The sequence below is a fragment of the Chryseobacterium sp. HNCC26DJ241 genome (assembly GCF_057180505.1).
Window position 1 is genome coordinate 383,164 of record NZ_JBXUGL010000001.1, and the last position, 12,531, is coordinate 395,694.

The 12,531-nt window shown below is 36.2% G+C and carries 22 protein-coding genes and 1 pseudogene; 4 read left to right on the plus strand and 19 right to left on the minus strand.

The genetic code is table 11. The annotated features are described in order from the left end of the window. Positions 1-8 precede the first annotated feature (8 nt). From AC2A1C_RS01690 to AC2A1C_RS01765, 16 genes and pseudogenes are all read right to left on the minus strand, one after another. Positions 9-830, minus strand: a complete 822-nt coding sequence (locus AC2A1C_RS01690; RefSeq protein WP_484022854.1) for a hypothetical protein — start codon at positions 828-830, stop codon at positions 9-11. Between the two features lie 114 nt (positions 831-944). Further along, on the minus strand, positions 945-1,124 hold the full coding sequence (locus AC2A1C_RS01695) for a hypothetical protein (RefSeq protein WP_484022856.1): 180 nt from the start codon (positions 1,122-1,124) through the stop codon (positions 945-947). Positions 1,125-2,073: 949 nt separating this feature from the next. Next, a complete protein-coding gene (locus AC2A1C_RS01700; RefSeq protein ID WP_484023154.1) occupies positions 2,074-2,655 on the minus strand; it encodes a DNA cytosine methyltransferase in 582 nt (193 codons plus the stop codon). Positions 2,656-2,777: 122 nt separating this feature from the next. Then, positions 2,778-2,963: a DNA cytosine methyltransferase gene (locus tag AC2A1C_RS01705; protein WP_484023156.1), complete on the minus strand. Its 186-nt coding sequence runs from the start codon at positions 2,961-2,963 to the stop codon at positions 2,778-2,780. Between the two features lie 88 nt (positions 2,964-3,051). Then, positions 3,052-3,231, minus strand: a complete 180-nt coding sequence (locus tag AC2A1C_RS01710) for a hypothetical protein (RefSeq protein ID WP_484022858.1) — start codon at positions 3,229-3,231, stop codon at positions 3,052-3,054. A 275-nt stretch (positions 3,232-3,506) separates the two neighbouring features. Continuing rightward, positions 3,507-3,743 (minus strand): annotated as a pseudogene (locus AC2A1C_RS01715) (DNA adenine methylase); the annotation flags it as partial. Between the two features lie 27 nt (positions 3,744-3,770). Next, the gene (locus tag AC2A1C_RS01720) at positions 3,771-4,181 is read right to left on the minus strand and encodes a DNA adenine methylase (protein WP_484022859.1); all 411 of its coding nucleotides are present in this window, start codon (positions 4,179-4,181) and stop codon (positions 3,771-3,773) included. A 118-nt stretch (positions 4,182-4,299) separates the two neighbouring features. Further along, a complete protein-coding gene (locus AC2A1C_RS01725; protein WP_484022861.1) occupies positions 4,300-4,920 on the minus strand; it encodes a hypothetical protein in 621 nt (206 codons plus the stop codon). 70 nt (positions 4,921-4,990) lie between these two features. Beyond that, entirely contained in the window at positions 4,991-5,491 is a 501-nt protein-coding gene (locus tag AC2A1C_RS01730; RefSeq protein WP_484022863.1) for a hypothetical protein, read from the minus strand. Positions 5,492-5,529: 38 nt separating this feature from the next. Beyond that, a complete protein-coding gene (locus tag AC2A1C_RS01735) occupies positions 5,530-5,745 on the minus strand; it encodes a hypothetical protein (RefSeq protein ID WP_484022865.1) in 216 nt (71 codons plus the stop codon). Next, the gene (locus AC2A1C_RS01740) at positions 5,742-5,954 is read right to left on the minus strand and encodes a hypothetical protein (protein ID WP_484022867.1); all 213 of its coding nucleotides are present in this window, start codon (positions 5,952-5,954) and stop codon (positions 5,742-5,744) included. Before AC2A1C_RS01740 ends, AC2A1C_RS01735 begins: the two co-directional genes overlap by 4 nt. Positions 5,955-5,982: 28 nt before the next feature. After that, positions 5,983-6,420 carry a hypothetical protein gene (locus AC2A1C_RS01745; protein WP_484022869.1) on the minus strand — a complete coding sequence of 146 codons (438 nt, stop codon included), beginning with the start codon at positions 6,418-6,420 and terminating at the stop codon, positions 5,983-5,985. A 31-nt stretch (positions 6,421-6,451) separates the two neighbouring features. Then, complete coding sequence (locus AC2A1C_RS01750; protein ID WP_484022871.1) at positions 6,452-7,036, minus strand: hypothetical protein; 585 nt, start codon at positions 7,034-7,036, stop codon at positions 6,452-6,454. Positions 7,037-7,136: 100 nt separating this feature from the next. Continuing rightward, complete coding sequence (locus AC2A1C_RS01755; protein ID WP_484022872.1) at positions 7,137-7,739, minus strand: hypothetical protein; 603 nt, start codon at positions 7,737-7,739, stop codon at positions 7,137-7,139. Continuing rightward, positions 7,739-7,978, minus strand: a complete 240-nt coding sequence (locus tag AC2A1C_RS01760) for a hypothetical protein (RefSeq protein ID WP_484022874.1) — start codon at positions 7,976-7,978, stop codon at positions 7,739-7,741. The genes AC2A1C_RS01755 and AC2A1C_RS01760 overlap by 1 nt, the downstream gene beginning before the upstream one ends. A gap of 94 nt (positions 7,979-8,072) precedes the next feature. After that, entirely contained in the window at positions 8,073-8,438 is a 366-nt protein-coding gene (locus tag AC2A1C_RS01765; protein WP_484022876.1) for a hypothetical protein, read from the minus strand. 606 nt (positions 8,439-9,044) lie between these two features. On the opposite strand from AC2A1C_RS01765, the gene AC2A1C_RS01770 reads away from it, so the two are divergent. Then, a complete protein-coding gene (locus tag AC2A1C_RS01770) occupies positions 9,045-9,611 on the plus strand; it encodes a type IV secretory system conjugative DNA transfer family protein (protein ID WP_484022878.1) in 567 nt (188 codons plus the stop codon). A 137-nt stretch (positions 9,612-9,748) separates the two neighbouring features. Here AC2A1C_RS01770 and AC2A1C_RS01775 read toward each other — a convergent pair whose 3' ends face one another. After that, positions 9,749-9,973 (minus strand): hypothetical protein, encoded by a 225-nt coding sequence (locus AC2A1C_RS01775; protein WP_484022879.1) that lies wholly within the window; start codon positions 9,971-9,973, stop codon positions 9,749-9,751. Between AC2A1C_RS01775 and AC2A1C_RS01780 the strand changes: the two genes are divergently transcribed. From AC2A1C_RS01780 to AC2A1C_RS01790, 3 genes are all read left to right on the plus strand, one after another. Continuing rightward, entirely contained in the window at positions 9,960-10,292 is a 333-nt protein-coding gene (locus AC2A1C_RS01780) for a hypothetical protein (RefSeq protein ID WP_484022881.1), read from the plus strand. The two genes, AC2A1C_RS01775 and AC2A1C_RS01780, sit on opposite strands and share 14 nt — an antisense overlap. Positions 10,293-10,630: 338 nt before the next feature. Beyond that, a complete protein-coding gene (locus AC2A1C_RS01785; RefSeq protein WP_484022883.1) occupies positions 10,631-10,813 on the plus strand; it encodes a hypothetical protein in 183 nt (60 codons plus the stop codon). Between the two features lie 120 nt (positions 10,814-10,933). After that, a complete protein-coding gene (locus AC2A1C_RS01790) occupies positions 10,934-11,263 on the plus strand; it encodes a hypothetical protein (protein WP_484022885.1) in 330 nt (109 codons plus the stop codon). Positions 11,264-11,342: 79 nt separating this feature from the next. On the opposite strand, the gene AC2A1C_RS01795 is transcribed toward AC2A1C_RS01790, so the two are convergent. Together AC2A1C_RS01795 and AC2A1C_RS01800 are read right to left on the minus strand one after the other, a co-directional pair. After that, positions 11,343-11,678: a hypothetical protein gene (locus AC2A1C_RS01795; RefSeq protein ID WP_484022887.1), complete on the minus strand. Its 336-nt coding sequence runs from the start codon at positions 11,676-11,678 to the stop codon at positions 11,343-11,345. 129 nt (positions 11,679-11,807) lie between these two features. Continuing rightward, the gene (locus tag AC2A1C_RS01800) at positions 11,808-12,530 is read right to left on the minus strand and encodes an ADP-ribosyltransferase (RefSeq protein WP_484022889.1); all 723 of its coding nucleotides are present in this window, start codon (positions 12,528-12,530) and stop codon (positions 11,808-11,810) included. Position 12,531: the final 1 nt, after the last annotated feature.

Here is a 12,531-nt window from a genome sequence, read left to right on the forward strand (position 1 = left end):
TCATCTAATCAAGGTTTAGTGTTGAATACAAGTAGCTTTTCGGAGGTTATTGTGATGTTCGAAAAGAATAATAATGTAATTTTTCTCTTTCGAACATATTCAGCATCGTCATACATCTCGTTTATTTTTACGAGTCCTCCAATAAATGCATCCAGTTCTAATATAGCATTTCTGTGGCTCACAGCAAGTTTTCCTATTTCTTTTTGTAAATAATCTATTTGATCCTGATATTTTTGGATATCTTCTTGAAATACTTTTTTTTGTAATTCATCAGGGTTATTTTGCCTGTTAAAATTTCTTGCATAATTTTCCATTAGTGAACTGACGTGATTGATCTGAAGTTGCAGTTTCCTTCTTTTTTCATTAATATTTTTAATGGTTTTGTCATACTCATTAATTTGGAACTCCCTGTATTTTTCATAGTTGTTTTCGTTAATTTGAAAATGTTTTTTGAAAAAATCCGAAATCAAAATAATTAGTTCTTCTCCACTGATTGAGAATTGTTTGCCATTTACTTTTTCTCCTGTCGTTAATTTGTAATTAAATTGATGTGGCTTGACAATATCCTTTAACGTTGCATTAGGGTTGCTAACTTTGAGTTTAGCCAATGCAGTGCGATGTCTTTTAGGATTGGGCAGTTCAAAAATCATCCCGTGCTGACCTTCATAACGTAGAAACTTGTTGGGTATGAGTTTTAATTCATCATATTCATCCTTAGTTTTAAATTCTCTTAAGGAAGTTGGGTTTGCCTGCAAATGCCTGTCTAGTAATATTTTATGTTCTTCTTCAGTTATAAGTGGTTGGAAGTACGGACTTGCTCCATCACGCAAATCTACCTCATTGTTTCAACTGATAAGCACTCCATAATAAAATGGGTCTAATCGTATTCTATACAATAACTTGGCATTAAATTTTGTCTCTTTATTTTTGAATTTTCTTTTAAATCAGCTTGAAACAATAAATTTTCCAATGGTTTCATCGGTTTGATTTTCATATATCTTTCTTCTGAAGGCTTCTTTCCAGACTTCAAAATATTCAGGATCAGGTTCGTGGTATTTCTCCTGATTGATAATGTATCCATATTTGTGTTTACCATCTGCCTGTCCTCTTTCAATAACTCCCATCTTTCAGCGACCGACATTCTTACTAAGTACATCCGAGTAATTGTATGAAATTACAAAGTTAATTCACAAAATCATTCTGCCGTTTTCATTATTCTCAAAAGTAAAGTTGGTGTATTGTACATCCAAATAGTTTTGATCGATTAGCTGAACCAATTCTCCACTTTCAACAAGATTTCTTGCGTGTCTGTCGGGGGCATAACTAAGTATTCATTGGATCTTTCATTTCTTAACCAAACTAATCAGTTTGCTTCGAAGTGGTCTGTTGTTGGGGGTCTTTGCAGATTTTTGTTCTACTATATAAAATAATCCATTTGCTCTTTCAAGTACGGCTTGTTCGTAAGATCCTTTGCATTCATTGACTCGCCTGTGATAACTTTCATCACGAAAAAAAGCATCGGTTAAGTCATTATGGTACTCTACATTAATATCTCTTTGTTTGGCGTAATCCAAACAAGTTCTCAATTGGTCTAACAAACTTTGTTTTTGTCAGTCACCGCTCTCCTCTCTTGATTTCCTGCAATAAATGACATATTTAATCTGACTTCTGTCTAAAGCAGGGTTTTTCTTAGGTGCTTTCTTGTTCTTGAGCATTCTTGATATTTATAAAATAAAATGTTCGATTATAACAGAGAAATTATAGCAATTTTGATTAGAAAAGCAAACAATAATCGAACAAATCAGCTACAAAAAAACTATCCCACTTTTGAGATAGTTCTGCTTTCTTTTTCTTTCTGTATTTGTTCAAAGATTCGTAGTAATTCAGATAAGACCTGCCCTTCAGAAACGGGTCTTGCTTTTTTATCGAACGCTAATCTAAATCATTTTATCACAAATTTTTTACGCCTTTCTTCAATTCCCTTTTCTTGAATTTTCCATGCTACATTATCATTACTTCTTTTCATGTCATTTTTGTTTTAAATGGTAAAAATTGATCGTCTGATATTTGTCTTTAATCAAACCACTGCCTCCTAATTTCCTCCGCAATCCTTGCTGTCATCAATGGTGGAACACTCATTCCGCAGACATAACGGACGGAAGTATTGCAGAAATCAAAATCAGTAGGAAAACTGCTGATGCGGATGTATTCAGTATCATTCAGATTGCGGACTTCGTTGTAATAGACATTCGCCCCGCTTGAAGTCAATGTGGGTGCAACAATATTATCATACAAAATATAAGTACTGAAAAATGCATTAAAAGTATTGAGGTTTCTGTACTTGGCATCTGCAAACTTGATGTTCTGGTCGCCGTATTCCACATACGATCGTCTTTTAACGATAGAAGGTCGTAGATGAGGATGTGTTGTTGAATTTTTATCGGCAATTTCTCCAAAATACACGGGTGGTTCGTTAAAGTCTAATTGCAAATCTGGAAGTTGTAAATCCTTCCTCCTTGCAATAAAGAAGATGCGTTCACGGGCTTGTGGAACTCCCATCGTTGCTGAATTGAGTCTGAATATTTGGACTTGGTATCCGATATTTTCCAATCTTTCAAAGACTTCAATCGCATATTTCTTAGCTCTCCCTGCAATGAGTCATGGTACATTTTCCATAATCACAACCTTTGGTTTTAATTTTTCTACAGTATCGCAGAATACGAGAACCAACTCATCCAAGACTTTTTTTTCTGCCCTTCTTTGAACATTTTTTGTTTTCATCGGGTTTCTTCACGTTTACCGGACATTGAAAATGCACTGCAAGGAGGCGAACCATCCAAAATGTCCAAATGGTATAATTCTTCGGGAAGATCGGTACGAAGATTAAAATCTCTGATGTCTTCGAGGTAGAAATAGGTAGGAGTGTGATTGGTTTGATAGATTTTTGCCATTTTGGGGTCGATTTCTACCCCTCACAAATGTTGGAATCCTGCGAGTTTGTATCCCATTGTAGAACCACCGCCGCCGACAAAAGTTCAGAAGACTTTTAAATTATGGGGAGGTGGATAATCTTGGAGCTTTCGGTTGTACTTTAAATTTTTCGTAATCCTTTCTGATTTTATGGATGGGTATTTCTTCATTTTTAAAGGCTCTCTGCTTCATTCTTGGCTTGATTTTGCGGAATGTGGTATTTTTTCTTGGATGATTGTATTTAGGTTTTGAATTGTTCATTTCATTTTTGTTTTAATCAATTAAAAGATTTAGAAATTAAGAGATTGAATGATTGAAAATTAACATATTCTCTCCATAGGTAAACTGTTACATTGATATATTGCTATAATTTATATCGGATAATTCGCCACCAATACTTCTGTTTTCCTTCTTGATTTTCCTGCATTATTATTGTGACTTGCCGACAAAGGTTTGTCAAACGTTTTCACATACCGATTGTATTTTTTGATGTAGGCGTTGAGGATTTCTCAAGGATAATTGGATAGTAAAAATTTTCATTTAATGTTAGCGAGAACTTCCAAGTCGCGCTTGAAGTCATCTTCAGAATACATTTTGGAATAATGAGCACAGTTGGTGTTGATGTAGGGAGGGTCACAATAGATGAACGCATTTTCTGAATCCCTGCTTTGAATCACTTTGTAGGCTTCATTTTGCTCGATCTGCGTATAGCGTATTCTATCAATGAGATTGGTCCCAAATAAATCCACTTTATTTTTGAAAACTTGCGAAGATCTTTTTTCTTTGTCGAAGCCTCGTGATCAAACACGATGAAGGAAGCCTTGGTTAGTAACTATGTACATTGCCCGAGCTCTAATTACAGGATCATCTGCAAAGAGTCGTGGACAATCGTAAATCAGCATTGCTTTTTTGTAGGTTTCTCTGCTGTGAAGCGTATCTTTTATTTTCGTTTCGAGTTGCTTCCCATTATTTTTCAAGACTTGATAGAAGTTAACCAGATTCATATTTACATCGTTGATCACTTCACATTTGGCTGGTTCTTTCGCTCGGTACAATGATCCCCCGCCAAAGTAAGGCTCTATGTAAATTTTATGTTCGGGAACTAATGGAAGGATGTGTTTCAGCATATTTTGCTTTCCGCCGTAATAGGAGATAGGTGTTTTCAGCAGAATTTTTGATTTCTTCTGATTGTTTTCATTGGCTTTTGTCATTTTGTTTTAAGGCAATTATAAGATAAAAATATGTAAGAATCTCACTTTTCGAATGAAAATGGCTCGTAGAAAACAAGCCATTAAATGGTTGAAAAAGGTTTAAAATCAGAGAATCTCTTTAATTCTTCGCCTTTTCGGGTCTTTTGGAAGATGGTTTTTCTTCCGTTTTCTTTTCAGGTAACTGCTTATCCGAAGACTTCGGAGATTCCGAACCTTCAGGATTTCTATTCCCTTCGGTTTCCACAGATTGCTGTGTTGCCGTTGTATCCGTTATTGGTTTTTCAGATACTGATCCATTCACTTCCTCATTTTCCACAGTACCTGATTCCATAGAAGTATTCAGGTTTTCCTGAGCAATTCCTTCGGCAAACACCTGTGAATCAGAAGAAATTGCAGGTTCACGGATCGAGTTGATTTTGGCATCCAGCCATTCCTGTTTCGTGGGAAGTTGTGAAACTTCTTTGCTCCATCGGCTCATGACATAGGAAATAATCCTATAATCATCGCCTATAAGAAGCAAAATTTCTTCATTTTCCATTTCCACAAGATTGTACTGCGATACATTTCCATTAAAATTGTGGGTAACAATTTCAATGAGTTCCTTACGGGTAAAGAACTTTACCATTTCTGGAGTAATGGTCTGGAACTGCTGTTCCGACTTACTTCGGTCTTTCAGCACCGTTGAAAATATTTTCAACAGGGAGGTTTGTGCCGTTGGTTCGGCTTTGTTTTCTTTCATACGGTTAAAATTTTAATTGTTAGACATTCGATTTTTGTTTTTAATTTTGTTTTTGAGTTTTGTTGCGAATCTATTTCTCTTGTTCATAAGAGAATATAAACTTCGGATTTTCTACTTCGTAGATTTCCGTGGCATTCTTCTCACTCACCCATACGTCATACGCTTTGTAAGGCTTTAGCAACAGGTGGGTGACGATGCGTCCTTCCGTCTCTACGAGATGACATTGGGGCAATTGTTTTTCTTTTTCATAGCCTTCAGGATCGGTTCTTGAATAATTGATAATTTTTACTTTCTTTTCAGATATTTTCTCATATTCAACCGTCCATACAGCATCGATCAGTCTTTTGGTGGCTTTCATACTTTTCATTAATAAAGTTGATTCAGGTAAGTTTTCCCATGAAATAACTTCCAGTGTAAAGCAAGTATGAATGGTCGCATGTGACCAGTGCCATCCTAGCACAGTATCTTGGGATGCAATTCTTCTGATCTTATGCTCTTCGATACTGCCATCGCCTCTTTTGCATTTTGCAAGGACTACGGTTTCCAGTTCGGGTAGTTTTTCTGTTTCCATTGATTGGATTTTTTGTTTTGTTTTTTATTTTACCTATTTTAATTCATGCAAAGCACCATAAAGTGAACCCCTTGAACAGAGGAACTTTTTTCCGATAGCGTTCCGTTGTCGATGAGACGCTCCCTTGTATCTTCTGCCTGTTGCAGAGATCCGTAAAAAGGTTTAGGGTGGAAATACACAATGTCTGCATACCTTGTTTTCTGAACGATAACATAATGGATGCAGATAAACACACAATGATTCAGCCTGTTCATATCTTTATCGAATAAATGATGACAAACTGAGTGGCATTCTCATTGGGAATAATCTGTTCAATTTTTCGCTCTTCATCAAAGAGATTTCCGAGTTCAAAATTGACAAACTCTTCAAAATCCAAAGGTTCTTCCTTGTAATCCTTCAAATAGTCGCAGTGTTTTCTCCAGTCAAGAACCAGCACTTGTTTTACAATTTTTTTATTTTCCATTTTGTTTAAGTTTTGCGATTTTAATTTATTATTCCTTCGTCCAATACTTTTCCGCTTCATCAAAACCAATCCATTGTCCACCTTGGTCAAACCCACGGTTTGCCAACTCGTGGCGGATTATTTTTTCGAGCGGAACTTTATATTGCAGGACAAAACGCAATAATTCTCCTTCCATTACCGAAAACTTGCCGAGCAAATCTTCCCAATGTTCTAGCATCTGCGTATCACGGGATATTTCCTTCAGTTCCTCATACGAAAGGTGTTCATAAGTTTCGGGAAGGGAATAATGATGACTGTGGATGTCCATTTCTTCTGCCGTCTGTAAATCGGCAACCGCATAATTATCTTCCGGCCCGTCAAACACCATAAAATGTTTGGGGATATTTCTGTACTCAAACTCCAGCCATAAAGCCCTGTCTCTGGCTTTGTCCAAATGGTCGTAAAATTCTAAGAAGCTTTGTTTCATTATTTTTTGTTTAGTTAAATAGAATAAAAGATTACAGGCTTAGGATCTGGAGCTGATGTTCCTCAAACTGTTCTTCCGAAATGAGAAGCGATTTTTTAGACGCTGCTTCCCATTCGGTTGCATAATATTTGGAAAGAGGAACAGAAATATATTTGTCTTCTTCGTTTACCGAAGATTCAAATACGGCATACAGTGGTTCTGGAGTTCCCGCCTTTCGGCAAAGTGCCTTGAAGTTGCCGTGGTCGTACTCGTCCCAATCCGCCAAAATTTTGGTCATCAGGTAATGGGTTTCGAGTTGGAGTTGACAAAGTACCTCGTAGACTTTCTGTGGCGTGATTTTCTTCTCCAATTCCTTTTTCCATTTTTCGATGGAATATGACAGAATATGAATATCATCTCCGATGGCTTCCAATAAATCCTGACTGTCCATCGTTTTCAAATTGTAGTGTTCAGGCACTTTATCTAAGTACAGCCACTTCAAAATGTTTTGAAGTTCTTCTTTACTTAAGATACTTCCGAATACAGGACTTAGGGTTTCCACTTTGTCTCTTTCTATTCTTTGCTGTAGCATTTTCATAAAGCATTGCACCAAAAGGCGGTTTTTGTTGTTGTTCATTGTTGTAGGATTTAGGTTATAGGGATTAGATATTAGGTGGCATTGCGTAGACAGGAATGCGAGGTAGCAGAATAAACCGCTACCTGAAACCTGCTACTTTTTACCCCAGTTGAAGTAAAAATTCGGTTTCATCAGGAAGTTGATCCAAAGGAAATGAAGCGATGATTTTGACAGGATAATAATCGTTTTCTCCATCATAGAGATGAAAGAAACGGTCTTCTTCTGAAATCCCAGAGGTGTTGAGACCTTTGTACACTTCAAAAGAATTTTTATCGTAGTCAATCACATACGCCCATTCGCAGAATAAGCTGTCGGAAGCAAAATCATAAGCATCAGTGGTTGTCAGTTCATCAAGATGACCCAACTCCAGCAATACTTCCAAGATTTGTCCTTCTCTTAATCTTCCGTAGCGTTCACGATAGCGGAAAGGATACTTCATTTTGAATTGTTCTTTTTGCTTGTCGTTGAGTATTCCGTTGGTAAAACCGATAGATTCCAGAAATTCATCCTGTAGCTTTTGGTCTTGTTCATTCCAAAGGCGTACTTTGGGTAGAATTTCTTTCAGGTTTTCGGTGTTCTTAGGGTTGCTAAAGAATTTTAACAGCTTAATTCCCAATGAATCGGGGAATCCATCGAATTGTCCATAGCTTGCGACTTTCACTTCTTGGTTTTGTACCACCACGGTTAAGTTTCTTGTTCCCATTAGTCTTCTTCGTTTTCTGAATTAGAATCGTCTTCAGGGTCACAATAATCGCAGATGGTAGCAATCGCATGATCGTAGTCTCGGCTTTTGGCTTCTTCGAGGACGGCATCAATTTCCTGTTGCGTCCACTTCTCACGTCTTGCCTGTCTGGAGAAAGCTCCAAAGATGGCGAAGATGTTGCTGTCGATAGTCGTCAAGTCTAAATTGACCGTTTTGCCCGTTTCGTTTTTGTTTTCCATTTTGTTTTAGGGTTTTAAAGGGGGTAATAATTGTTGTTGGTTGATGGTTGTTGGTTGATGGTCTTTTTAATGAATCATTGATTAGAATATTCATTTACATGACCATCCTGATGGTAAAACTTTCTCCCGAAAGCAGTTCTTTAAGTTCTTCTTTCAGGATGTCGTGAAAGTCTTCTTTGAGTTCTTCCCTGAGTTCTTTAATTTCACTTTTAAGTTCATCACGGAGTTCATCTTTGATGCTGTCTTTAAAATCATTATTGATTTCTTCCAGCACCTCTTTTTTGATGTCGTTGGTAATGTCGTTTTTGATTTCATCAGTAATCTCGTCTTTGAAGCCTTCTGTCATTTCATCTCTGACATAGTCTTTCACTTCCTGAGTAAATTCATTTTTAACTTCATTTCTGAAGTCTTCGATAAACTCTTTCTTAATTTCTTTTTTGATCTTCTTTTTTAGTTTCATAGCTTGAATGATTTTTTAATTCTTCTTTCTTGACTCTTGGTTCTTGTTTCTTTGTTCTTGTTTCTTTTAGCATTTACATTTTTGTTTTTGATGATTTGGTAGGTTTTGCCGGCGATGGTGCTTCTATGGATTTTTGTTCCAGATGCAAGAGAATGTGGTTGATATTGACTTTACACTTTTTTATTTTAGAGATAAAGAAAATAGTATGTAGAAATAGAAGAAATGATGGTATTATTGCAAACAAAAACGAGCGTATATCCTTGTAATAATGGGGTGTTTCGTGCCTTCTTTAGAGGTAGCCAAAAAGGTAGTCATAAAGGTAGTTATAACGGTACGGAGCAGTATATTGACATTTTTAGACTGTTTTTGAAAAGGACTTGCAATTTTGAAAATAAAAGATATGTACCACCTCCGTTTTATTCTATAACAACATTGAAAGATGAACCTTAAAAAAGTCTACCATCATGTAAAAATGTCCCTGAAATTTTATTTTTTAGCCCCAAACCTGTTCTGCCAATTCCAATGGAATCGTTAAGAAGACACCTTCTTATCACGGGTAGAACAGGTTCGTGAAAATCCGTTTTTCTCAAATCCTTATTTTATTTTTTGGAATACCAATCGCATAAAAAACAACAATACAGCCTAATCTTACTTGATCCTCACGGAGATTTAGCGGAAGAAATTCTAAAATTTCGTTTGAACGAACTTAAACCTGAACGCATTGTCTACATCGATCCACATCGGGAGAAAGGAAAAATTCCCTGCATCAACCCATTCCGACAGCGTGTCGCTGATCCGACAATGATTGACTTACTTTCTCAACAATTCGCAAAGACTTTTTCAGAACTCATTTCAGAGGCAGGATTGTCCCTCCAAATGGAAACCATCCTAAAACCCTGTCTTTCAGTATTATTGGAACAAGGAGAATGCGGATTGCAGGATTTACAAGTCTTTATGGATGATACCCAAAATGAACATTGGGTGGAACTCGGGAAACAATCTTCGTTTTCGGTATATAGAAAATTCTTTGAAACCGCATTCCTTAAGAAAAAGTATGCACCCACCAAACTGGCAATCTATACCAGATTACAGCATTTGCAAAATAATTACTCTTTCTACCATATGATGAATGGAGAGAGCCAATTCAACCTTAAAAGCCTGATGAAGCAGTGAAAAGTGATTATTTTTAATCTCAGCAAAGGAAAATTAGGAAACGATACGAGTAAGGTGCTCGGAAGATTTATCTCGGCTACACTCGTGAGTATTGCCCTGCAAAGAGCGTATGAACCCGAATATACCAGAAAACCTACCTATGTATTTGTGGATGAGTTCCACAACTTCGCCTCGGAAAGTATGGAAACGGTGTTTTCGGAAATGAGGAAATTTAAGCTCCATTTCATCGTATGAACCCAAAGCGTGAACCAACTTCCAGTATCGTTAAAAGAAACCGTGCTGAACAATACTGCCGTTAAATTGGTGTGAATCAATGGAATCTCAGCACTCAAGGCACAGGCTGGAGATTTGGGCGTTCCCATACAGCAACTGCAAAGTCTTTTCCCGTTTTGGTTTTATCTCAAATACGATCATTATCCCGCCAAAAGGATGAGAAGTCCGGATTTTCTGATTAAAAAATCAACCCTTCGACAAGCTCAGGGCAAGGAAAAATATTCGATGAACTATAGGGAATTAAAAGTAATGAAAAAGAAAATATTGGATGATTCAACACTCTACAGAACAATATCTTCTGACTCATACCAAACGAAACAGACTAACGATAAGGAAAATGTAACTGATGATTTTTTAACTAAAAATCTCGTTTCTGACGAGAATAATGCAAGCAAGAGCCCCAACTGATATCAAAACAAAAGAGTGTCCACAAATAATTGTAAACCTGAGTTTAAATTATAATCGGTTCTTGCTATAAAAATACAAGACGGATTTTCGTCTCTTTATTTTTTTTACCCCAAGAAACTATGATTACCAAAAGACTTTTTTTCAGAACCATTTCCCCAACCCAAGAGAAAATCCTTACTCAATTGGCGAAGTATAAATTTTTAACCTCGTGACAAATGCTTCGTTTGGGAATAATGACTGACAGAGCCAACTTGAACAAGCAGATTTCTGAACTCAGAAGTTGGAGCAAGTCACTGATTGGTTCGGTTACGTTTGGCACTCATCCTAGATTTTGAAGATTGGAGAGCGTCCATCATTTGACCTTTTATGGAGCCAATCTCATCAAAGAACGTCTTGATTTTGATAATCCGGTAAGATTCCCAAAAGGAAAAGGAGTTTTGTTTCAACAGGATTATCTTCACAGAATCTCTACCGTAGATGTCCATATCGCACTACAAGAGCAGTCTTCCCAAAATAATTGAGGACTACTCTTTTTTTTAGCCTATTTTGATAAAGGTACTTCGGCAAAGAAAAGAGGGTACAAAGCAGAATCTACCATTACCATTTCAAGGAATGAGCTTCTGATTGCTGATGCTTTGTGTATGATTCAAACTTTAGCAAGAAAAGAACTTTATGCTATAGAAGTTTTTAATGGAAACGACACCAACAGAGTCCACAAGTCACTTCTGCAACATCTGAAAGCCTTATCGGTGGGACAACCGAGTAAAATGTTTGGTTTACATTATGGTTCTCGTGTTTTATGCGTATTTGAAACGGAAAACGGAAAACTTAATGTGATGAAAAGATTAAATGAAGACGCACGTTTTTCGGAAGCAAAACGTCATTTTCTCTTCAAAACTATCGGGGAAGTCAGAGAGAATGTTTTTGAAGATTGGCAGTGGTTTGATGGAGAACTTGTAAACCTGTTTTAAAAGAAAGGAGAGCTTTAACGGCTATTTGATAAAAAAAATCCGAAAAACAAGATACTTTTATTGTTTGATGCCGAAAATTTTACCGCTCCAAGTCCAAATCTTTACTGATTTTTTCGGCGGTTTTTTCTAAAGCAAACCAAGAGCGGTCTCTGTCGGTTTGAAGCTCAACTTGGTTTTCCTGTTGAATTTGCAGTATTTCTTTAGAATAAGTGTTATAAAATTCTTCTATCTCCTGCTCGCTTAAATCCTCGTAATCGTAATGGTAAATCGTCTCCATTCCGAATTTCTTCGCCAAAGCAAAGAAATCCAATGGTTCATCATAGGTCAGGATTTCCTTTGCCAAAAATTTTTTGAGGCTGTCTTTGGAATCTTCTGCCATCGACTGTAATTTTTCAAGTGCTTTTTTTTCGTTCATGTGATTGGTTTGTACAAAGTTAGTGAAAATCTCAATCGTTTGTATGGGTGTGTATATCTGAAATTTTAAAAATTGCAAGGGGTTTTATAAAAAAACGCAAGTGTGAAACGGATAAGAAAAAACCTCAAGTTACTTTGATAAACTTCTTGCCACCACAACTCTGTTTCCAAAAATAGTTTTGGTTTTCTCGACAACAAATTCAATTTCATTTTTTAGGAGCAATTCGTATTCTTCTCTTTTGCTAATTGGTTCTAAATACATCGCATTAATCCCTTTTTTTAATTTCAAAACTAATAACGTTTCATTCTTGAGAGGTCGATGATTACTTTCATTATCTTTTCTGTAAAAAAAATCCAACGATGTACTCACAAAGGCACTATCAGAAAATACAACCCCCGTTTTTGGTTTTTTGTTCTTCAAAAGATAGTTTTCAAAAAATATGTTGCTGACTCTTCTAACACAAACAACATCTTGTTTTAGGGCAAATTTATTGATCTCATTAGTGATTATTTCAATCCTTTTATTTTCTTCATCAGATGAAAAGCCTCGTAAATATTTATTGATCGGTATATAATAATATCCACTATACCAATTGAATACAGGGTGCGAGTAAGAAATTTCTCTGTTATGCGAAGATTCATAAAATATCGACTCGTTATATTCTTTCTCCTTTTCATTGAAATAATCAACATACTCTTTTCCCCAACTATTTATCTCTTCAGGTGTTGTAAAAACGGTATAATTATGAGGAACAAAATCATCTGCAATGAGCTGTTTAAGGTAGTTGTTGATTTTATTTTCTGAAATTTGCAACTTAAAGCCTTCAAATTTCTTCAAGTATTTTTTTATCATT